20 protein-coding genes are annotated in these 19,059 nt (G+C 72.5%); 5 read left to right on the forward strand and 15 right to left on the reverse strand.

Annotated features, from left to right (window positions below; all coding sequences use genetic code 11):
• Window positions 1–51: 51 nt before the first annotated feature.
• From ACWDD7_RS34270 to ACWDD7_RS34305, 8 genes are all read right to left on the reverse strand, one after another.
• On the reverse strand, window positions 52–1,989 hold the full coding sequence (locus ACWDD7_RS34270) for a hypothetical protein (RefSeq protein ID WP_450460268.1): 1,938 nt from the start codon (window positions 1,987–1,989) through the stop codon (window positions 52–54).
• Window positions 1,990–2,126: 137 nt separating this feature from the next.
• Window positions 2,127–2,651, reverse strand: a complete 525-nt coding sequence (locus ACWDD7_RS34275) for a tetratricopeptide repeat protein (protein ID WP_351876967.1) — start codon at window positions 2,649–2,651, stop codon at window positions 2,127–2,129.
• Window positions 2,652–2,688: 37 nt separating this feature from the next.
• The gene (locus ACWDD7_RS34280; RefSeq protein WP_450460269.1) at window positions 2,689–3,345 is read right to left on the reverse strand and encodes a LuxR C-terminal-related transcriptional regulator; all 657 of its coding nucleotides are present in this window, start codon (window positions 3,343–3,345) and stop codon (window positions 2,689–2,691) included.
• The gene (locus ACWDD7_RS34285) at window positions 3,330–4,583 is read right to left on the reverse strand and encodes a sensor histidine kinase (RefSeq protein ID WP_450460270.1); all 1,254 of its coding nucleotides are present in this window, start codon (window positions 4,581–4,583) and stop codon (window positions 3,330–3,332) included. Before ACWDD7_RS34285 ends, ACWDD7_RS34280 begins: the two co-directional genes overlap by 16 nt.
• A gap of 31 nt (window positions 4,584–4,614) precedes the next feature.
• Entirely contained in the window at window positions 4,615–5,658 is a 1,044-nt protein-coding gene (locus tag ACWDD7_RS34290; protein ID WP_450460271.1) for an NAD-dependent epimerase/dehydratase family protein, read from the reverse strand.
• Window positions 5,659–5,760: 102 nt separating this feature from the next.
• A complete protein-coding gene (locus tag ACWDD7_RS34295; RefSeq protein ID WP_450460272.1) occupies window positions 5,761–6,360 on the reverse strand; it encodes a winged helix-turn-helix domain-containing protein in 600 nt (199 codons plus the stop codon).
• A 119-nt stretch (window positions 6,361–6,479) separates the two neighbouring features.
• Window positions 6,480–6,602 (reverse strand): hypothetical protein, encoded by a 123-nt coding sequence (locus tag ACWDD7_RS34300; protein ID WP_285554676.1) that lies wholly within the window; start codon window positions 6,600–6,602, stop codon window positions 6,480–6,482.
• Between the two features lie 229 nt (window positions 6,603–6,831).
• The gene (locus tag ACWDD7_RS34305) at window positions 6,832–7,296 is read right to left on the reverse strand and encodes a hypothetical protein (RefSeq protein ID WP_450460273.1); all 465 of its coding nucleotides are present in this window, start codon (window positions 7,294–7,296) and stop codon (window positions 6,832–6,834) included.
• Between the two features lie 594 nt (window positions 7,297–7,890).
• Between ACWDD7_RS34305 and ACWDD7_RS34310 the strand changes: the two genes are divergently transcribed.
• Window positions 7,891–9,753, forward strand: coding sequence for a putative Ig domain-containing protein (locus ACWDD7_RS34310; RefSeq protein WP_450460274.1), 1,863 nt, complete (start codon window positions 7,891–7,893; stop codon window positions 9,751–9,753).
• 446 nt (window positions 9,754–10,199) lie between these two features.
• Here ACWDD7_RS34310 and glnII read toward each other — a convergent pair whose 3' ends face one another.
• Complete coding sequence (gene glnII, locus ACWDD7_RS34315) at window positions 10,200–11,231, reverse strand: glutamine synthetase (RefSeq protein ID WP_450460276.1); 1,032 nt, start codon at window positions 11,229–11,231, stop codon at window positions 10,200–10,202.
• Window positions 11,232–11,454: 223 nt separating this feature from the next.
• Between glnII and ACWDD7_RS34320 the strand changes: the two genes are divergently transcribed.
• A complete protein-coding gene (locus tag ACWDD7_RS34320; protein WP_450460277.1) occupies window positions 11,455–12,312 on the forward strand; it encodes an alpha/beta fold hydrolase in 858 nt (285 codons plus the stop codon).
• A gap of 239 nt (window positions 12,313–12,551) precedes the next feature.
• Here ACWDD7_RS34320 and ACWDD7_RS34325 read toward each other — a convergent pair whose 3' ends face one another.
• Window positions 12,552–12,920, reverse strand: a complete 369-nt coding sequence (locus ACWDD7_RS34325; protein ID WP_285554117.1) for an arsenate reductase family protein — start codon at window positions 12,918–12,920, stop codon at window positions 12,552–12,554.
• Between the two features lie 164 nt (window positions 12,921–13,084).
• Here ACWDD7_RS34325 and ACWDD7_RS34330 point away from each other — a divergent pair, with 164 nt between their 5' ends.
• Window positions 13,085–13,399 carry a hypothetical protein gene (locus tag ACWDD7_RS34330; RefSeq protein WP_450460278.1) on the forward strand — a complete coding sequence of 105 codons (315 nt, stop codon included), beginning with the start codon at window positions 13,085–13,087 and terminating at the stop codon, window positions 13,397–13,399.
• On the opposite strand, the gene ACWDD7_RS34335 is transcribed toward ACWDD7_RS34330, so the two are convergent.
• The 4 genes from ACWDD7_RS34335 to ACWDD7_RS34350 all read right to left on the reverse strand — a co-directional run bounded on the left by ACWDD7_RS34335 (window position 13,387) and on the right by ACWDD7_RS34350 (window position 16,130).
• Window positions 13,387–14,148 carry an alpha/beta hydrolase gene (locus ACWDD7_RS34335; RefSeq protein WP_450460279.1) on the reverse strand — a complete coding sequence of 254 codons (762 nt, stop codon included), beginning with the start codon at window positions 14,146–14,148 and terminating at the stop codon, window positions 13,387–13,389. The genes ACWDD7_RS34330 and ACWDD7_RS34335 overlap by 13 nt on opposite strands.
• Before the next feature lie 40 nt (window positions 14,149–14,188).
• Window positions 14,189–14,773 carry a PspA-associated protein PspAB gene (gene pspAB / locus ACWDD7_RS34340; protein WP_450460280.1) on the reverse strand — a complete coding sequence of 195 codons (585 nt, stop codon included), beginning with the start codon at window positions 14,771–14,773 and terminating at the stop codon, window positions 14,189–14,191.
• Window positions 14,774–14,817: 44 nt separating this feature from the next.
• Entirely contained in the window at window positions 14,818–15,744 is a 927-nt protein-coding gene (gene htpX, locus ACWDD7_RS34345) for a zinc metalloprotease HtpX (RefSeq protein WP_351881530.1), read from the reverse strand.
• Window positions 15,745–15,872: 128 nt separating this feature from the next.
• Window positions 15,873–16,130 (reverse strand): SCO2583/SCO2584 N-terminal domain-containing protein, encoded by a 258-nt coding sequence (locus tag ACWDD7_RS34350; RefSeq protein ID WP_351881533.1) that lies wholly within the window; start codon window positions 16,128–16,130, stop codon window positions 15,873–15,875.
• A 350-nt stretch (window positions 16,131–16,480) separates the two neighbouring features.
• Here ACWDD7_RS34350 and ACWDD7_RS34355 point away from each other — a divergent pair, with 350 nt between their 5' ends.
• The gene (locus tag ACWDD7_RS34355; protein ID WP_351881536.1) at window positions 16,481–16,747 is read left to right on the forward strand and encodes a hypothetical protein; all 267 of its coding nucleotides are present in this window, start codon (window positions 16,481–16,483) and stop codon (window positions 16,745–16,747) included.
• 91 nt (window positions 16,748–16,838) lie between these two features.
• On the opposite strand, the gene glnA is transcribed toward ACWDD7_RS34355, so the two are convergent.
• Window positions 16,839–18,248 carry a type I glutamate--ammonia ligase gene (glnA, locus tag ACWDD7_RS34360; protein ID WP_392211109.1) on the reverse strand — a complete coding sequence of 470 codons (1,410 nt, stop codon included), beginning with the start codon at window positions 18,246–18,248 and terminating at the stop codon, window positions 16,839–16,841.
• Between the two features lie 210 nt (window positions 18,249–18,458).
• On the opposite strand from glnA, the gene ACWDD7_RS34365 reads away from it, so the two are divergent.
• Entirely contained in the window at window positions 18,459–18,926 is a 468-nt protein-coding gene (locus ACWDD7_RS34365) for an RDD family protein (protein WP_351881687.1), read from the forward strand.
• Window positions 18,927–19,059 lie beyond the last annotated feature (133 nt).

A 19,059-nucleotide genomic window follows, 5' to 3' on the forward strand; every position in this document is an offset into this window, starting at 1 on the left:
CCCTGGGAGGCGTCTTGTTGACGTCAGTGTCAACTAAGGCGCGGGTGGCGGTCAGTGCAGCCCGTCGATCACCCGGCCGCCCGCCAACGTGCCCTTCAGCTCGGCCCGTGCCCCCTTGGCGGCCTTGGAGATCATCAGCGAGCCCGGCGCGGACGCGGTGATCCCGCCGCTCGCGTGGATCGCCACCGTGTCCGGGGAGCCCGCGGCCAGCAGGTACCAGTGCCCGCCGCGGGACTTCCACAGCACCCCGGCCAGCACATGGGGATCGCGCGGACCGCATGCCGCGGTGTCGGTGCCCTTCGCCGTGACCGCCCCGTACCGGGAGCCGGGGACGCGGAACTGGGCCAGCGCGGCGGCGCCGTCGCCGCGCCAGGTCTCGGCCCGGGTGCACGCCCACTGCCCGGCCCCGCTGCCGTCGGGCAGCGGCTGCTCCGCGTAGTCCCAGGCGTTGACGCTGCGCACGCCCGCGGAGCGCTCGGTGGCCAGCGAGCAGGCGAACGGCGCCCAGGCCCGGAGTCCCTCGGGCCCGGCGGCCTCGCCGACCGCGCCGACCGCGCCGGGACGGCCCGCGGTGAGATGGGCCGGGACCAGCTCGCCGAGGTCGCTGGAGAGCCGGGTGCCGGAGCCGTCGGACCACTGGAGCACGGTCCAGGAGGTGCAGTTCCCGGTCGCCAGGGCGGGGCTGGTCAGCGGCGCGGTGACGCCGTCGGTGACCGTGAGCGGGGTGGGCGGCGCGGCCGGTTTCATCAGGTCGCGGGTGGCGGCCTTCGTCACCCAGGGGGCGAGCAGGTACTGCACGTTGCCGTCGGCGCGGCCGAGGACCAGGGCGCTCGCCTCGGCGCCGGTCGCGCCGTCCACGCGGGCGAAGTCCATGGCGGCGCCCTCGGTGCCGTCGGCCGGTTCGGCGTAGCGGGCGATGCGCAGGCCGTCGTAGAGGATCACCACCCGGGCGGAGTCCAGCCGGCCCGCGTACAGCAGTTGGGGCGGGCCCGCGGGCCCGCCGGTCTGGGTGCCGGGGGTGGCCGACACCCGGACGCGCTGTCCGGGCCGGGCCCAGACGGCGAGCGCGCGGCGCAGCAGGTCCTTGTCGCCGGTGAGCGGGCCGCGCGCGGGCCAGGCGGAGAAGTCGGTGCGGGCCGCGGAGCGCCAGGCGGTGGGGGAGACCCGGGTCAGCCTGGCCGGGTCGAGGGCGGCCCGGGCGGCGGGGTTCTCGGCGTAGGCGGGGGCGGCGGCGCCGTCCGGGCCCCAGCCGGAGTGCGGCAGCGCGAGCAGCGCCCCGCACACCGCGAGGGCGGCGACGGCACCGAGGGCGGCCCTGGTGTGCTGGCGGCGGCGCAGCAGATCGGTGGGCCGGGCCTGGAGGGCGCAGGGGTCGAACGCGGGGGAGGACAGCAGGCCGGGCTGCGCGGGCACGCTGTTCGCGGAGGCGAGGGCGCCGCCCGGGTCGTCCACCCCGGCGGCCTTCAGGATCTTGCGGATCTCCTGGTCGGGCAGCCGGTCCAGGCCGCGCAGCACATAGGCCGCGCGGGCCGGTGCGGACAGTTCCGACAGCCGCTGTTCCAGGGCGAGTTCGTCGGCGCCGCCGGAGCGCGGGACCAGCCGCAGGCCCCAGACGCGGGGGAGCGGCGGGGTCAGGCCCCGGTGCGGGCGGGCGGCGGTCAGGGCGGCGCGCAGGACCCGTTCGCGGAGGTAGGCGTAGCCCGGGTCGTTCTCCCCGGACGCCGGGTCCGCGGGGTTGCGGGGCGTGGAGCCGCGGCCCGAGGGCTGGGCCGGGACCCGGGCGGCGCCACTGCGGCCCCGGGGCAGGGCGCGCTGGGCGAGGGCGTGTGCGGTCAGCACCCGGCGGCCGCGGCCGAGGCCCGGCGGCAGCACCAGGTAGGCGAGCCTGACCAGCCGTGGGTAGTGCTCGACGAGCGAGGCCTCGGCCCGCTCGACGGCGGCCGGTCCGGAGGCGGGTGCGTGACGCTGGGCTACATCCTGTGACTGCACGTCCGGGAAAACGAGCGAGCCCTTGGTTGGTCACCGTCAAGCGGCGTGCTCATGGCCGCGGACCGACGCGTCCCTCGCTCGGGACCGGCGCGTTCACGCCCTCAAACCGGCGTGCTCACGCCCTCGGACCGGCGTGCTCACGCCTCCGGATCGACCAGGGCGCGCGCGTAGTTGGCCATCGACCGCCGGTAGCGCGGAAGATGGGGTGCCAGGGCCTCGATCACCAGGGACAGGCCCTCGCGGTCGCGGCCGAGGCTGGACAGGCACAGCGCCAGACAGGCACGCACCGCGTCGTCCAACTCGTCGCTCGGCCCGTCCAGTTCCGGAGTGAGCAGCTTGACGCCCTCCTCCGGCTGCCCGATGTTGCGCAGGGAACTCGCCAGCTGGATCCTGGTCCGCCGCCCCCGGTAGCCGTCGAGGCCGCGTGCGAGCGCCTCCCGGTACAGCGGCACCGCGCGGTCCGAGTGCCCGGTCGAGTCGAAGGCGCAGGCCCGCTCGAAGGGGCCCACCGGGCTGTCGTCGGGCAGTTCGGCGACGAGGCCGTCGATCAGGGCGCGGAACTCCTCGGCGCGCTCCTCGGGGTACTCGTCACGGTCGAAGGCGGCCCAAGCGTCGGCCACGCGGTCTTCCCAGTCCTGGTTCACGGCGCCACCCTCGCACACACGTGCCCCGCGGGTCACCGGAACCGGGGGCCGGCGTTCAGCGGGGTCCGCCGTCGAGGTACGCCAGCACCGCGAGCACACGCCGGTTGTCGTCGTCCGACACCTCCAGGTCCAGCTTCCCGAAGATGTTGGAGGTGTGCTTGGCCACCGCCCGCTCGGTGACCACCAGTTGCGCGGCGATGCCCGCGTTCGACCGGCCCTGGGCCATCAGCTCCAGCACCTCGCGCTCGCGCGGGGTGAGCCGGCCGAGCGGCCGGTCACCGGCCGAACCGCGGGCCAGCAGCTGCTGGATGACCTGCGGGTCCATCGCCGTACCGCCCGCCGCGACCCGTCGTACGGCGTCCACGAACTGTTCCGCGTCGAACACCCGGTCCTTGAGCAGGTACCCGATCCCGCCGTCGCCGTCGGCGAGCAACTCCCGTGCGTACAGCTGCTCCACGTGCTGCGAGAGGACCAGCACCGGCAGCCCCGGCCGCGCGCGCCGGGCGGCCAGGGCGCACTGCAGTCCCTCGTCGGTGTTCGTGGGCGGCAGCCGTACGTCGACCACCGCCACGTCCGGCTCCGACTCGGCCAGCGCGCGCTCCAGTTCGGGGCCGGACTCGACGGCCGCCGCGATCTCGAAGCCGTACGCCTCAAGCAGCCGGACCAGTCCGTCGCGCAGCAGGAAGAGGTCTTCGGCTAGGACAACACGCACGGGAGCTCCATGGTCACCATGGTGGGGCCGCCCGCGGGGCTGCTGACGGCCAGGACACCGTCGAATGTACCGAGCCGCTTCTCGACCCCGGCGAGCCCGGAGCCGGCACCGACCGCCGCGCCGCCCCTGCCGTTGTCGGTGACCGTGATCCGGAGCCGGCCGTCGGTGTGGTGCAGGTCGATCCAGATCCGGTCGGCGCCCGAGTGCTTGGCCGCGTTGGTGAGCACCTCGCTGACCGCGAAGTAGGCGGCCGACTCCACCGGCGCGTCGGCGCGGCCCGGCAGTTCCACCACGACCTCGGCGGGCAGCGGCAGCCGCAGCGCCAGCGCCCGTACGGCGTCGCCGAGTCCGCGTTCGGCGAGGACCGGCGGATGGATGCCGCGGACCAGGTCGCGCAGTTCCTCCAGGGCGTCCACGGAGTTGCGGCGGGCCCGCGCGAGCAACTGCCGGGCCCGCGCCGGGTCCTTGTCGAGCAGCATCTCGATGGTGCCGAGGTCCATGCCCATGGCGACGAGCCGGGCCTGGGCGCCGTCGTGCAGGTCCCGTTCGATGCGGCGCAGTTCGGCGGCGGAGGTGTCCACGGCGTCGCGTCGGGTCTCGGTCAGCACCCTTACCCGCTCGGCGAGTTCGCTGTCGCCGTTGCCCAGCACGGCCCGGGTGAGCCGGAAGTGGACGGTCAGCAGGCGCGGGGTGAGGCGCCGGGCGACCCCGAGGAGGACGAGGGCGAGGACACCCGCGCCGATGGCGCTCGCTTCGCCGGAGACCGGGACGAACGCGTACCAGTAGGTTCCCCCGTGCGTGTAGGCCCGCCACAGCCCGAAGGGCAGCATCAGCCCCTCGACGGGGAAGAACAGCAGCACGGCCGGGAGCAGGGCGGTGAGGAAACCGGCCGTGGTGTCCACGGGCAGCCAGCGCACGTCCCGCCAGGTCTGCGGGTCGCCCAGCATCGTGAAGGTGCGGGTCCACGGGTTGGTGCCGCGCGGGATCGGCCGGTACGCCGCGGGTATCCGCACCCCGCACCACTCGGCCGCCAGCCTCCGGCGCACGTCCGCCAGCGCCCGAACGCCCGTCAGCACGGCCGGAGTCGTGACGAGTCCGACACCGAGCGGGATGAAGGCGAGGGACAGCGGGACCAGCACCAGGAAGGCTATGCCGAAGGGCAGCGAGATCAGGGCCAGCACCAGCCCCCGCACGGCGGCGAGCACGACCTCGCGGAGGCTCTTCTTTTCGCTGTTCATGCGGCAAGTCTCGCCGACCCCCGCCCGGGGGTCACTGGCCCGAGGCCCCCTCCCCGGGGGTGGTGCCAGGTACACCCTCGCGCAGCGCGGCCAGCACCTTCGCCTCCGCCTCCGGGCTGAGCCCCACGGCGGGGCGGTCGGGCCGGCGGGGCGGGATGCCGCCGATCCCGGTCAGCCACCGCCAGGTGTCCTCGACGGTCTCCGTCACCGGGCGGCACACCAGCCCGGTCCCCAGCGCCCGCGACACATCGGTCCGGTGGACGGAGTCGAACATCTCGCCGCCCGGCGGCACCCACACCGGCAGCTCGGTCCACGGCTCGATCCCGGCGTCCAGGATCGCCTCCGGCTCGGCCCAGCACAGTTCGGCGTCCGCGCCGGTGGCCGCGACGCACGCCTCCAGGAGCGCGCCCATCGTGGTGTGGCCGGGCGGGCTCACCAGGTCGTACGGGCCGCCCAACGCCTTCTCCAGGGCGCCGAGGAGCCAGTTCGCGAGGTCGCGGGCGTCGATGTACTGGAGCGGCAGGTCGCGCGGGCCCGGCGCGAGGACCGGGCCCCCGCGGGCGATCCGGGTCAGCCACCAGGGCAGGCGGCCGATGTTCTCGTACGGTCCGAGGATCAGCCCCGCCCGCACCAGCAGCGAGCCCTCGGCGCCGAAGGACTCCAGCGCGGCCAGCTCGCCGCCCCGCTTGTCCAGGGCGTACTCGGTCGGTCCCGCGTCCGCGGCCGCGCCCTCGACCAGCGGGGCGTCCTCGCCCGCGCCGGGCGGACTGGGCCAGGCGTACACCGAGCGGCTGGAGACGTACGCGTACCGCCCGGTGCGGCCGCGCAGCAGCCGCGCCGTCTCCCGCACCGCCCGCGGGGCCGCGGACCAGGTGTCCACCACGGCGTCCCAGTCGCCCCCGGCCAGCGCGGCGAGGCCGTCCTCCGCGGTGCGGTCGCCCCGCAACAGCCGTGCCCCGGCCGGGGGTTCGTGCCGCCCTCGGTTGAAGACGGTCACCTCCCAGCCACGCCCGAGGGCCGCCTCGGCCACGACCCGTCCGACGAACTCCGTTCCGCCCAGCACCAGAAGTCTCATGCCGCGGAGCCTGCCCGGTCAGGGGGCGGCCGGCACGGGACTTTGCCGAGGGCGGAAGCGGCAGGCCGAGGCGCTGTCGACGTCGACGGGGGAGCTACGGGGTCAACGCCCGGTCGGCGGGATGTACTTGTAGCCGACCCGGCGCACGGTCTGGATGGTCCGGCGGTGCTCGGTGCCCAGCTTGCGGCGCAGCCGGGCGATGTGGACGTCCACGGTGCGGCCGTCGCCGACATGGCCGTACCCCCACACCGTGGTGACCAGCTGGTCGCGGGTGTGCACCCGGTGCGGATGGGCCACCAGGTGTGCGAGCAGCTCGAACTCCAGGTAGGTCAGGTCGAGTTCACGGCCGTCGACGAAGGCGGTGCGCCGGACGGGGTCGATCCGCACCAGCGGTTCGGGGGCCTGGCCCGGCACGGCCGCCCGGTCCGTGGGTCCGGTCCGCTCCGGCACCGGGGCCGACGGGAACGGCGGCTGCCGGTCCGCCGGGACCAGTACCAGGTAGCCGACCATCGGCGGCCGGCCGGGCAGGACGGGCAGGGTGTGCTGCGGGGCGGGCAGCCAGGTGGCGCCCGGCGGCAGGAAGTCCGCGATGTCGACGACCTCGTCCCGGTCGACGGCGCGCAACCGGTGCCGGGCGGTGCCGGTCAGGGAGGGGACGGAGGGGACGGAGGAGATGGAAGAGGCGGAACGAGTGGTCGCCATGGGAGGTCAGCTCTTTCGCGCGAGAGGTTCGTCGAGAGGGACGACGGCCGCGACTCGTGGTCGGGGCGCGCCGGGACGTACGTCGTTCCGCGCTGGCCGAAGGCCGGGGGGTTACGGCTTCAGAGGGCCCGCGCGTCGGTGGCGCGACAACACACCCGGTCGAAGTCGTGGTGCTGGCGGGAGGGCCAGAAGGGCTCAAGGTCGTGGCGACCCGTCGCGGTGATCTTCTGGAAGCTGGCCATGCGCCCATTGAAGCAGAGGCGCGCGCCCGGCACGAGCTCCTCTCACTGATTGGACGTCTCCTTGGCGCGAAGTCGGCGTGACAGGGACCGCGCGGCCGGGCTCACCGCCCTGACCAGGGGTTGCCGGTGCCGACGAGTCCGGGGCGGTGTCTCGGCATTCGGACAGCCGGAGAGGGCCCGGAACTTCGGTACACGCACCAGCACCCTGGCAGGGGTGTTCGCCCGGGCGTCAGCCGGAGATCTCGACGGTCACGGTGAAGGTCCGCCGATCGGGTGCGCAGGGTGCGGCCTCGCCGCAGGTGGTGCGGGAGGCGGTCAGGTCGGCTGTGCCGGCGGCGCGGGCGACGAAGTCGGCGGTGTCGGTCCCGCAGCCGCTGCCCGGGTGGCAGGACGGTCCGGTGGAGGGGGAGGACGAAGGCCGGCCGGTGGGGGCCAGGAGCCGCGGGGCCGAGCTGCCGAAGGCGGACCAGTAGGTGCTGTGGAGCTCGACCCGGACGGTCGTACCGAGCCCCACCGTGACCGTGGTGTGGTCGGCGCGCTCGTCCAGGGTGACGGTCCGCCGGCTGCCGGCGGTTGCCGACGGCGCCGCGACGCGTGCTGCGCCGTGCGGACCGCACCCTGCCAGTACGGCCGTCCCGATCACGGTGCAGCAGCACAGTGCGGCGCTCGCTGTCAGCGGCTTGATCTTCGTCATGGGTGACTCTCCCTCTTCGAGCGCCCGGGAACGGAACGCGGCGCGGCGGACGTGCATCTGACGCGGCGCCGGCCGGATCGGCTCCCACCGGACCAGCTCCGTCCCGAACGTCCGGGTCTGCGACGTGATCGCCGGAACCGCGGCGGACGGCGGCGGCAGGCCGGAACGCACATCGGCACAGGTGGCGCATAGGCGGCACATCGGCGCGCCTTGGGCAAGCCGAGACCAGCGAATCTTCATGACCCTGTCAAAAGTTGATCGGGAAAGTTGTCCGCGCCCCGGCGCCCTGCTTTTCTTCCCTGGGCAGTGAGCGCAGCATGTGGCCAGCTGTCAGCAAGCGTGTTCGCAGGTGTAGTTGGAAACGATCGGCACCAGCGTGGAACCGGCGCCTTCGGCCGGTCCCGCGTCGGCGCGCCACTGGTTCGACCCATCCCCATCGCTGTGTTCAGCGCACTCCGGCATGCCCGGATGCGCCTCGCCGCCCGAACCCACGGCAGCGGACCGTCCCCGCCCACCCGGCGCCCCGGTGGTCCGCACGAGAGAGGAAGCCCACCCATGGGTAGTCCCCACATAGGCAGAGCAGTCCGCGCTGCCATGACCGGGATCGCGTCGCTGTCCCTGGTCACCGGTGTCATGCTGGCCGCTGGAGCCCCGGCGTTCGCCGGCAGCGCTCCCGCGTCGCCGAGCCCCGCCGCCGCGGTCAAGAACCCCTACAGCCCGGCCTATCAGCACCCGTACCGCCACGGTGCCGTGCCGACGCTCCAGAAGCACGCCAAGATGAAGGCGTGGGCGGCCAGCCACCCGGCCACGACCGCGGCGACCGGGACGGAGACGCTGTCCTACGGCGGCGGCGTCGACGGCATCGGGGTCCAGAGCGGCCACTCCAAGGTCTACCTGGTCTTCTACGGCTCGCAGTGGGGCACCAAGAGCACCAACAGCAACGGCGACTCCACCTTCTCCGGCGACCCGGACGGCGCCGCCCCGGTCGCCCAGGAGATGTTCAAGGACATCGGCACCGGAAACGAGCTGTGGTCCGCCGACCTCACCCAGTGGTGTGACGGACCGAACGTGTCGTCGGGCGCCACCAGCTGCCCGTCCAACGCGAACTTCATCCCGTACCAGAGCGGCGGCGTGCTCTCCGGCGTGTGGTACGACAACTCGGCGGCCTCGCCGAGCGCCGCAACCGGCCACCAGCTCGGCCAGGAAGCGGTCAACGCGGCGGCCCACTTCGGCAACACCACCGCCGCGTCCAACCGCGACGCCTACTACGTCATCCTCTCGCCGCACAACACCAACCCGGACAGCTACCAGGGTCAGTACTGCGCCTGGCACGACTACAACGGCGACAGCACCCTCACCGGCGGCCCGGTGTCCTCCTCCTACGGTGACATCGCGTTCAGCAACCAGCCGTACAACATGGACTCGGGCTCGGGCTGCGGCGTCGGCTTCGTCAACTCCCCCGGCACGCTCGACGGCTGGACCATGACGCTCGGCCACGAGTGGCACGAGATGATGTCGGACCAGAACCCGGCCGGCGGCTGGACGAACCACACCGGCAGCTCGTACAACGGCCAGGAGAACTCGGACGAGTGCGCCTGGCTCTCCCCGGGCACCACGGGCGGTGCGGCCAACGTCACCATGGGCACCGGCACCTTCGCCGAGCAGGCCAGCTGGTCCAACGACACGAACTCCTGCGCGATCTCGCACCCGATCGTCGGCGGCGGCTCGCAGGGCAACACCGTGACGGTGACCAACCCCGGTAACCAGTCCACGACCACGGGCGGCTCGGTCAGCCTGTCGATCAAGGCTTCGGACAGCGCGGGCGCGGCCCTGACCTACAGCGCCTCCGGCCTGCCGACCGGCCTGTCGATCAACAGCTCCACCGGCGTGATCTCCGGCACCGCGTCCACCGCGGGCACCTACTCCACGACGGTCACCGCGAAGGACTCCACCGGCGCCACCGGCTCCACCTCCTTCACCTGGACCGTGGGCACCAGCAGCGGCTGCTCCTCGTCGCAGCTGCTGGCCAACCCGGGCTTCGAGTCGGGCAACACGGGCTGGACCGCGGCCAGCGGTGTCATCACCAACGGCACCGGTGAGGCGGCCCACGGCGGCTCGTACTACGCCTGGATGGACGGCTACGGCTCCTCGCACACCGACACCGTGTCCCAGTCGGTGACGATCCCCGCGGGCTGCAAGGCGACCCTGTCCTTCTACCTGCACATCGACACGGCCGAGACCACCACCAGCTCCGCGTACGACAAGCTGACGGTCACCGCCGGCTCGACCACCCTGGCGTCGTACTCGAACCTGAACGCCAACTCGGGCTACGCCCTGAAGACCTTCGACCTGTCCTCGCTGGCGGGCCAGACGGTCACCCTGAAGTTCAACGGCGTCGAGGACTCCTCGCTCCAGACCAGCTTCGTCGTGGACGACACGTCCCTGACCACCAGCTGACCGGACGAGGCAGGCCGATCCCGTACGCGAGAAGGAGTCCGCGTGCGGGATCTCCTCAAGAGGGAAGCGAAGCCCTCGGCCGGGTGCGGCAGACGCCGTGGCCGGTTCGGGCCCGTGTGTGATGTCGGCCCCCCGAGACCCGGTCGTGGTCTCGGGGGGCCGACGTCGTCGTGTCGACCGGGTGCCGACGTCCAGGCGGACGAGCGCGTCGGACGAGCGGGCCGACGCCCCCCGGGTCGGTGTCCCTAGGGCCGGCGCCCCCGGCCGGCCCCCCCGGGCGGTTCCCGTATCGAGGCCGGCCTCTCGAAGCCCACCTCACCGGGACGCGTCGGGGCCGTACCCGGACAGCCCCCGCGCACGGCTTCGCCCCGCCGAGTCGGAACTCGGCGGGGCGAAGTGACCGGGAGCGTCCGCGAACGGCGCCCCCGGCGGTGTTCCGGGGTGGATCAGACCTGGCCGGCCTTCTCCAGCGCCGAGCAGCAGGTGTCCACCAGCAGGCGGGTCACCACGTACGGGTCGACGTTGGCGTTCGGGCGGCGGTCCTCGATGTAGCCCTTGCCGTCCACCTCGACCTGCCACGGGATGCGGACCGAGGCGCCGCGGTCGGAGACGCCGTAGGTGTACTTGTCCCACGGGGCGGTCTCGTGCAGACCGGTCAGGCGCTCGTCGATGCCGGCGCCGTAGTTCTTGACGTGGTCCAGCGGCTTGGAGCCCTCGCCCAGCGACTCGCAGGCGGTGATGATCGCGTCGTAGCCCTCGCGCATCGCCTTGGTGGAGAAGTTGGTGTGCGCGCCCGCGCCGTTCCAGTCGCCCTTGACCGGCTTGGGGTCGAGGGTCGCGGAGATCTTGAAGTCCTCGGCGGTGCGGTACAGCAGCCAGCGGGCCACCCACAGCTGGTCGGAGACCTCCAGCGGGGCGAGCGGGCCGACCTGGAACTCCCACTGGCCCGGCATGACCTCGGCGTTGATGCCGGAGATGCCGAGACCGGCCTTCAGGCAGTTCTCAAGGTGCGCCTCGACGACGTCACGGCCGAAGATCTCGTCGGCGCCGACGCCGCAGTAGTAGCCGCCCTGCGGGGCCGGGAAGCCGCCCTCGGGGAAGCCCAGCGGGCGGGTGCCGTCGAAGAAGGTGTACTCCTGCTCGATGCCGAAGATGGGCTCCTGCGCGGCGAACCGCTCCGCGACCTCGGCCAGCTCGGCGCGGGTGTTGGAGTAGTGCGGCGTCATGTCCGTGTTCAGGACCTCGCACAGCACCAGCACGTCGTCGCCGCCGCGGATCGGGTCCGGGCAGGTGAAGACCGGCTTGAGCACGCGGTCCGAGGCGTGGCCCTCGGCCTGGTTGGTGGACGACCCGTCGAAGCCCCACAGCGGGAACGCGTCGAGACCGGCCGGAGCACCCGTGATGATCTTCGTCTTGGAACGGAGCTTGGCCGTCGGCATGGTGCCGTCGATCCAGATGTACTCGGCCTTGAAGGTCACGGGGCCACTTCCTTCGGTGGTTCGGGCGCACTTGCGGGTGCTGGGCGCGGCGCCGCGCGCCGCCTCGATCTGCCCGGAAGCCTGCCAACAGGCCGTTTCTCGACCATTGCTCTTATGTGAACCCCGTGTTACCTGGGGGTTTTGTGCCCAGGATCACGTAGGGGGACCCGGCCGGTAGGGTGACCGGGCGCCTACCGCCGACGAGACAGCAGGGGGCCGTCCGGTGACTGGTTACGACAGCGACGTCTTTCGCGGTGCGTACGACGCACTCCTCGCGAAATGGCCCGCCGAACGCGAGGCGCTGACCGTCCGCACACCCTTCGGCGAGACCCGCGTCAACGCATGCGGCCCACGCGGCGCGCCCCCGCTGCTCCTGCTGCCGAGCGGCGGTGGGTCCACCTCCGTCTCCTGGTACGCCCAGGTCGCGGACCTCGCCCGCGCCCACCGGGTCCACGCCGTCGACCTCATCGGCGCCCCCGGCCTGAGCACTCCGGCCCCCGGCCGCCGTCCCCGCACGCTCGCCGACCTGACCGGCTGGCTGGACGCGCTCCTGGACGGCCTCGGCGCCGACCGCGCCGACGTGGGCGGGCACTCGTACGGCGGCTGGATCGCGCTGTCGTACGCTCTGCGCGCCCCCGCCCGGGTCCGCCGTCTGTTCCTGCTGGACCCGACCAGGTGCTTCGCCGGATACCGGGCGGACTATCTGCTGCACGCCCTGCCGATGCTGCTGCGGCCCACACCGGGCCGGGTCCGCGCCTTCCTGGAGTGGGAGACCGGGGGAGCGGCGGCCCGGGACCCCGCATGGCTACGGCTTCAGGAGGCCGGCGCCGGATTCCCGGCCACGAAACCGGTGACCGGTCCCCGCCCGGCCCCGGCCGCCCTGCGCGCGCTCCGCACACCGGTGCTCCTCCTTGCGGCCGGGAACAGCAGGGCGCACGATCCGTCCCGGGTGGCGACCGGCGCCGCGGCGCTGCTGCCGTGTGTGACGACCGGGGTCCTGCCGGGTGTCTCCCACCACGCCCTTCCGCAAGGGGCGCCGGGGGAACTGGCCGAGCGGCTTGCGAGTTTCCTGTCGGACTGAGCCTGGTGGGGAGTGGGGGCTGCGCTGGGCGGTCGGGGGCGGTCGGGTGCATGGTCCCGGCGGAGTGGCCGACGGGGGCGCGGCGTCGCTGCCGCGGGTGACGGCCGTGGTCCTGCCGGGGGTCTCCACCGCGCTCTCCCGCCGGGGTGCCGGGGGAGCCGGCCGGTGGGGGACCGGGCGGCAGCCCCGTCGCCCTCACACGGCCGGGCGCCGCCGTCGCGTGCGGCCGGGCGGTGCCGTCAGGAGGGGCTGTGGGCGATCGCCTCCCGCACCGCCTCCTCCGTGCGCGCCACCAGCGTCGTGCCGTCGTCCGCCGTGATGATGGGCCGCTGGATCAGCTTCGGGTGCTCGGCCAGCGCCGTGATCCACCGCTCCCTCGAACCCTCGTCCCGCGCCCAGTCCTTGAGCCCCAGCTCCCCGGCGACCGCCTCCGAGGTCCGCGTGATGTCCCACGGCTCCAGGCCGAGGCGCCCGAGCACCGCCCTGATCTCGTCCTCGCTCGGCACGTCCTCCAGATAGCGCCGCACGGTGTACCCGACCCCCTCGGCGTCGAGCAGGCTGATCGCGCTGCGGCACTTCGAACAGGCGGGATTGATCCAGATCTCCATGCGTCCACGGTACGCGAAAACCCGTTCACCACCCCTGTCCCGCGGGCCCCGAAAGCCCTTGTGGCCAGGGGTGTTTGTCAGTGGCGGGCCGTAGAATAGAAGCAGTGTTCGAGGGTGCCGCCGGGTTCGCCGGCCGGTGCCCTGATCGCGTCAGGAGGATGCCCGTGCCCGCTGTCGCTCTGAAGCCGAAGCCGTCGCCGACCCAGTCCACCGCCAAGCACCCCGTGCTCTTCGACTCGCCGTACGAGCCCACCACGAAGCGGCCCCTGCCGGCCGGCCGGCCCCGGGAGTGGTACGTCACGCACAACCGGCGCCTGAAGGCCATGCGCCTGGCCATCGCCCTGCTCGACTCCGGTGTCTACCTGCCGGACCAGGCGCGCAACGACACCATCCGGGGCACCGCCGAGAAGATCGGCATGCGCCCGCCGTCCGACACCACCTGCCACATGGTGCGGGCGTTCATGCGCTACAACCGCTGACCCGCCGCGGCGCCGGGCACCTCGCGCACCGGGGTGCCCGGCGCCGCCAGCAGCGCGCTCACCAACCGCCGCGCGTCCTCGGCGTGGTCGCGGAACCACAACCCCAACATGTGGTCCGCGTCCGGGAGTTCGAGTCGGAGATAGTCGGCGCGCGTGGACAGCGCGTCGTGCAGGGCCCGGGTCACGGCGGCCGGGATGACCGTGTCGGTGCCCGGCACCGTCAGCACCGCGCGGCCCTCGTACGAGCCGTATACCGCCAGCGCTGGGGAGTCCCGCCAGCTGTCCGGGGTGCGCAGGATGCCGGTGAACCGGCCCCGCCCGTCGCCGAACGGCAGCTCCCAGGCGTCCGACGCGTACACGGCGGGCGCGCACAGCCCGAGCGCCGCCACCCGGCGGCCGTAGTGCCGTACCAGATCGGCGACCGTCTGCCCGCTCATGCTGAAGCCCACCAGGACCAGCGGATCGGCCGCGGGCGCGTGCGCGTCGATCATCGCCACCGCCTGCTCGTATCGGCGCCGCAGGCTCAGCTCGGCGAGCGCGCCGCTGCTGTCGCCGTGACCCGAGAAGTCGAACGCCAGCGCGTGGCAGCCCGCGGCGGCGAACTCGGCCGCCAGCGGCAGGAGCCGCTCCTTGCTGCCCTTGCCCGCGCCGTGCAGCAGCACCGCCGTCGCCCGACCGGTGGGCCCGCCGCGCACCCCGCTGAGCCGCTCGCCGTCGTGGTCCCCCGTGAAGCCCGTGAGTTCAGCCATGGGCGCCATTCACTCACGGCGCGGGCCCCGCCCGAAAGCCTCACAGGCCGGGGGCGCCCCACACCGGGAACCAGCGGGACAGGTCCTGCTCGATCCGCAGATCACCGGCGAGTACGGACTTCACCTGGAGCTCCAGCGCGTTGTCCCGGCGCTCACCGCCGCCGGGCAGCGGGGCGAAGGGGTAGAAGGTGCCCCGCTTGTAGAGGTAGACCAGGGCGAGCCGCCGCCCCGAGTCGCTCGTGAAGCCGGCCAGTGAGCACAGCAGTTGGGGACCGAAGCCGTTGATCTCCAGGGAACTGTTCACCGCGTGCAGATCGTTGACGAGCTGCGGCAGCTCGTCGGGGGAGCGGCGGGAGACCAGCCACGAGTAGCCGTAGTCGTCCCGGCGCAGCTCCACCGGCGGACCGGTGCGCTCCGCGTCCGCGTCCAGCAGCTCCTGCACCTCCCGGTGGGCCTGCTCGAAGGCCGCACCCTCCACGGTGGCGAAGCACACCGCGCCCTCGCCGGTCGGGGTGAGGCCCATCGCCACCTGGAGCGTGATGGCGGCCGAGGGCAGCGCGAAGAGCTGGTCGAGATCGGGGGCGACGGGCTTGGTGCGCCCCAGCAGGATGTCCAGCAGGCCCAACGCTCAGCCCGCCTTCCGTCGCGGTGTCGTGTTCTGCGGTCCGCTCATGCGCGGTCGGCCTCCCCCGGTACGGTCGTCTCGCCCAGCTCCGCCGAGATCCGGCCCAGCTGGTCCAGCCGCTGCTGGAGGGTCGGGTGGGTGGAGAAGAACCGCTCGATGCCGGGCTCCCTGCCGGTCGCCGGGGTGAAGTAGAAGGCGTTGAAGGCCTGGGCCGTGCGCAGGTCCTTGGTCGGGATCCGGGCGATGTCCCCGGTGACCTTGGTGAGCGCGGAGGCCAGCGCCGAGGGGCGGCCGGTCAGCTGCGCGGCGGCGCGGTCGGCCGCCAGCTCCCGGTACCGCGACAGCGCCCGGATCAGCAGGAAGCTGATCGCGTACACGGCCGCCGAGACGCCCATCACCCCGGCGAAGACCACGGCGGTGTTCTGGTCCCGGCGGCCCCCGCCGAAGATCTGCGAGTAGAAGGCGAAGCGCACGATCAGGCCCGCGATCACGCCGAGGAAGGAGGCGATGGTGATCACGGCGACGTCCTTGTGCGCCACGTGGGACAGCTCGTGCGCGAGCACCCCCTCCAGCTCACCGGGCTCCAGGCGGCGCAGCAGCCCGGTGGTCACGCAGACCACGGCGTGATCGGCGTTGCGCCCCGTCGCGAAGGCGTTCGGCATGTCCATATCGGACACGGCGACCGTCGGCTTCGGCATGTCCGCGATCGCGCAGAGCCGGTCCACCACCGCGTGCAGCTCCGGATACTCCTCCCGTTCCACGACCCGCCCGTGCATGGCGAACATCGCGATCCGGTCGGAGAACCAGAACTGGGCCACGAACATCGCGCCCATCAGGACCACGACCAGCAGCCAGGACTTCAGCAGCACGAGCAGCGCGGCGATGAAGGCCACGTACAGCAGTCCGAGCAGGAACATCGTGACCGTCATCCGCACGGTCAGTCGCCGGTCGCTCCTAAAGCGGCTCCGCATCTTGCATCACCCCGCAGTCGGGCACCCTCGTCCCGCTGTCCAGTGTGCACCTGCTGCACGGGGTGGCGAGGGGGCCGACAGTCCCGGCCGACAGTCCCCTCGCCGACCCCATTACGCACAGTGATCGGTCAGTAACCGTTCCTTATTCGAGCGTACCCCAGCAGCACGATCACCGCGGCCACGCAGCCGAGGACCACCGCCGTCGACACCCAGGACGAGCGGCGCGGCCCCGCGGGCTCCGGGTCGGCGCGGAAGGGGGCCGGGTCCGGGGGGTTCTCCCTCCAGCGGGCGGCGAGCATCCGGGCGCGGGCGGACGGCTCCTTGTGCTGGGCGGAGTTCGCCCAGCCATGATCGAACTCCCGCTCCCAGTCGTCCTGTTCAGACATTCCCCGTTCAACCTCTCTCGTCCGGACGGATGCGGGGAGCATGATCCCGCGAGCTCCCGGGAAATAGGAAGCCCGAGCGGCGCGAAAGGTTGCACAGGGACGCGCTGACCAGGCCGTACGGGGCCGGTTCGCGTCCGGATGCCGGGTGGTGGGCGGGCCGCTAGCATTTTCAGCAGAGCCGCGCCGCAGGGTGCGCCGGACGTGCGCCATCCCCCGCTGACCAGGGGAACGTCAGCCCTGCTTCCTGAACCCAGGCGGCATCACCCACGACCGTGTCCCGCCGACCACGCGGGCGCGGCCATCTTCCGGTGCCCGAAACGGCACCGGGGGAATGGAAGGAGGGCAGTTCGATGAATGCACAGCGTGCGAGGCGTCTCGCAGCGGTGTCCGCCGTCGGCGTTCTGCTGGCGGGCGGAGCCACCGTCGCCACCGCCGGCGCCGCTTCCGCGGCCACTCCCAGCCACGTCACCACCAACCGCGGTTGCTGGGGGCCCAACTGCTTCGGCTTCGACGGCTTCAACCGAGGCGGCTTCTTCTTCAACAACGGCTTCAACGGCTTCAACGGCTTCAACGGCTTCGGCTACAACAGGCCCGTGGTGGTGGTCGTGGTGCCCTGACGCACCCAGCTCGTGCAACACGGCCGGGGCCGCCTCCCGAGAGGGAGGCGGCCCCGGTGCTGCGCGTGGGGACGCGGGTCCGACGGGTCTGTCACACGTCGAAGTACAGCTCGAACTCGTGCGGGTGCGGACGCAGCTGGAGCGGGGCGATCTCCTGGGTGCGCTTGAGGTCGATCCAGGTCTCGATCAGGTCGGACGTGAAGACGTCGCCCTGGAGCAGGAACTCGTGGTCGGATTCGAGGCGGTCGAGCACGGCGCCGAGGGAGGTCGGGACCTGGGCGACGTTCGCGTGCTCCTCGGGAGCCAGCTCGTACAGGTCCTTGTCGATCGGCTCGGCCGGCTCGATCTTGTTCTTGATGCCGTCCAGGCCCGCGAGCAGCAGCGCGGAGAAGGCCAGGTACGGGTTGCCGGAGGAGTCGGGCGCGCGGAACTCGACGCGCTTGGCCTTCGGGTTGGAGCCGGTGATCGGGATGCGCATCGCGGCGGAGCGGTTGCGCTGCGAGTACACCAGGTTGATCGGCGCCTCGAAGCCCGGCACCAGGCGGTGGTAGGAGTTCACCGTCGGGTTGGTGAAGGCCAGCAGCGACGGGGCGTGCTTGAGGATGCCGCCGATGTAGTAGCGGGCGGTGTCCGACAGGCCCGCGTAACCGGCCTCGTCGTAGAACAGCGGGTCGCCGTTGTTCCACAGCGACTGGTGGACGTGCATGCCCGAGCCGTTGTCACCGAAGATCGGCTTCGGCATGAAGGTCGCGGTCTTGCCGTTGCGCCAGGCCACGTTCTTCACGATGTACTTGAAGAGCTGGAGGTCGTCGGCGGCGGCGAGCAGCGTGTTGAACTTGTAGTTGATCTCCGCCTGGCCGGCCGTGCCCACCTCGTGGTGCTGGCGCTCCACCTTCAGGCCGGACTTCTCCAGCTCCAGGGAGATCTCGGCGCGCAGGTCGGCGAAGTGGTCCACCGGCGCGACCGGGAAGTAGCCGCCCTTGTAGCGGACCTTGTAGCCGCGGTTGTTCTCCAGCGCGCCGGTGTTCCAGGCGCCCGCCTCGGAGTCGATGTGGTAGAAGGACTCGTTCGCGCTGGTCTGGAAGCGCACCGAGTCGAAGACGTAGAACTCGGCCTCGGGACCGAAGAACGCGGTGTCCGCGATGCCGGTCGAGGCGAGGTAGGCCTCCGCCTTGCGGGCCACGTTGCGCGGGTCACGGGAGTACTGCTCGCCCGTGATCGGGTCGTGGATGAAGAAGTTGATGTTGAGCGTCTTGTCCCGGCGGAACGGGTCGACACGAGACGTGGACAGGTCCGCCCGCAGCGCCATGTCGGACTCGTGGATGGCCTGGAAGCCGCGGATCGACGACCCGTCGAAGGCCAGCTCCTCGTCCGGGTCGAACGCCTCGGCGGGCACGGTGAAGTGCTGCATGATGCCCGGCAGGTCGCAGAACCGGACGTCGATGAACTTGACGTCCTCGTCCGCGATGAACTTCTTGGCCTCGTCGGCGTTCTGGAACATCCAGCTCCTCCTACTCCCGACCGTCCTCGCCGGGGCGGTAGATCGTTCGTGCGGCCAGTGCGGTGGCACACGCTCGTCCTGACCCTAGGGACGGGTGATTTCTCCGGCGTGACCCGATTGTTTCGCAGAAGTTAACCGGCCACTCCTCCACGGTAGCCCCGGGAGACCCCGGCGTCCCCCGGTCATATGGGGACGCAGTACCGTGGTCGGGTGGACAACAGGCAGGCAATCGGATCGTGGCTCTCCGGCCCCCGCGCGGCCATGGAAGACGCCGGAGCGGACTTCGGTTACCGGGGGGAACAGCTGGGTCTTCCCGAAGAGGGCCCCAATTCCCTGGCCCGGCCGGGCAGGCGGCTCGGGGCCATCGCGGTCGACTGGGCGCTGTGTCTGCTGATCGCATACAGCCTGCTCACGCATGGCTACGACCAGGGCACCGGCAACTGGGCGCTCGCCGTCTTCTTCGTCATGAGCGCCCTGACGGTCGGCACCATCGGCTTCACCCCGGGCAAGCGGCTGTTCCGCATCCGGGTCGTGGCCCTGGAGACCGGCACCGTCAACCCGCTGCGCGCGCTGGTGCGCACCGTCCTGCTGTGCCTCGCCATCCCCGCCCTGGTCTGGGACCGCGACGGCCGCGGCCTGCACGACCGGCTGGCGAAGACGGTCGAGGTCCGCGTCTGACCCCTTCGAGACGCCGAAGCGGTACGACGATGGGGGCGCCCGGTGTCACCATCTCGAACGCCAACGAGGTCTACTATCGCGCGAGCGGCCTGACGGAGGAGGACCGCCAAGCGATCGCGGACGACCTGCGGGC

The organism is Streptomyces sp. NPDC001056 (assembly GCF_053598955.1).

Excerpts from the sequence above, each read along its gene's own strand:
- ACWDD7_RS34285 (WP_450460270.1), bottom strand. The coding sequence starts at position 4,583 with ATGAACAGCGAAAAGAAGAGCCTCCGCGAGGTCGTGCTCGCCGCCGTG.
- ACWDD7_RS34290 (WP_450460271.1), bottom strand. The coding sequence starts at position 5,658 with ATGAGACTTCTGGTGCTGGGCGGAACGGAGTTCGTCGGACGGGTCGTG.
- ACWDD7_RS34295 (WP_450460272.1), bottom strand. The coding sequence starts at position 6,360 with ATGGCGACCACTCGTTCCGCCTCTTCCATCTCCTCCGTCCCCTCCGTC.
- ACWDD7_RS34300 (WP_285554676.1), bottom strand. The coding sequence starts at position 6,602 with ATGGCCAGCTTCCAGAAGATCACCGCGACGGGTCGCCACGACCTTGAG.
- ACWDD7_RS34305 (WP_450460273.1), bottom strand. The coding sequence starts at position 7,296 with ATGACGAAGATCAAGCCGCTGACAGCGAGCGCCGCACTGTGCTGCTGC.
- ACWDD7_RS34310 (WP_450460274.1), top strand. The coding sequence starts at position 7,891 with ATGACCGGGATCGCGTCGCTGTCCCTGGTCACCGGTGTCATGCTGGCC.
- ACWDD7_RS34325 (WP_285554117.1), bottom strand. The coding sequence starts at position 12,920 with ATGGAGATCTGGATCAATCCCGCCTGTTCGAAGTGCCGCAGCGCGATC.
- ACWDD7_RS34335 (WP_450460279.1), bottom strand. The coding sequence starts at position 14,148 with ATGGCTGAACTCACGGGCTTCACGGGGGACCACGACGGCGAGCGGCTC.
- htpX (WP_351881530.1), bottom strand. The coding sequence starts at position 15,744 with ATGCGGAGCCGCTTTAGGAGCGACCGGCGACTGACCGTGCGGATGACG.
- ACWDD7_RS34350 (WP_351881533.1), bottom strand. The coding sequence starts at position 16,130 with ATGTCTGAACAGGACGACTGGGAGCGGGAGTTCGATCATGGCTGGGCG.
- ACWDD7_RS34355 (WP_351881536.1), top strand. The coding sequence starts at position 16,481 with ATGAATGCACAGCGTGCGAGGCGTCTCGCAGCGGTGTCCGCCGTCGGC.
- glnA (WP_392211109.1), bottom strand. The coding sequence starts at position 18,248 with ATGTTCCAGAACGCCGACGAGGCCAAGAAGTTCATCGCGGACGAGGAC.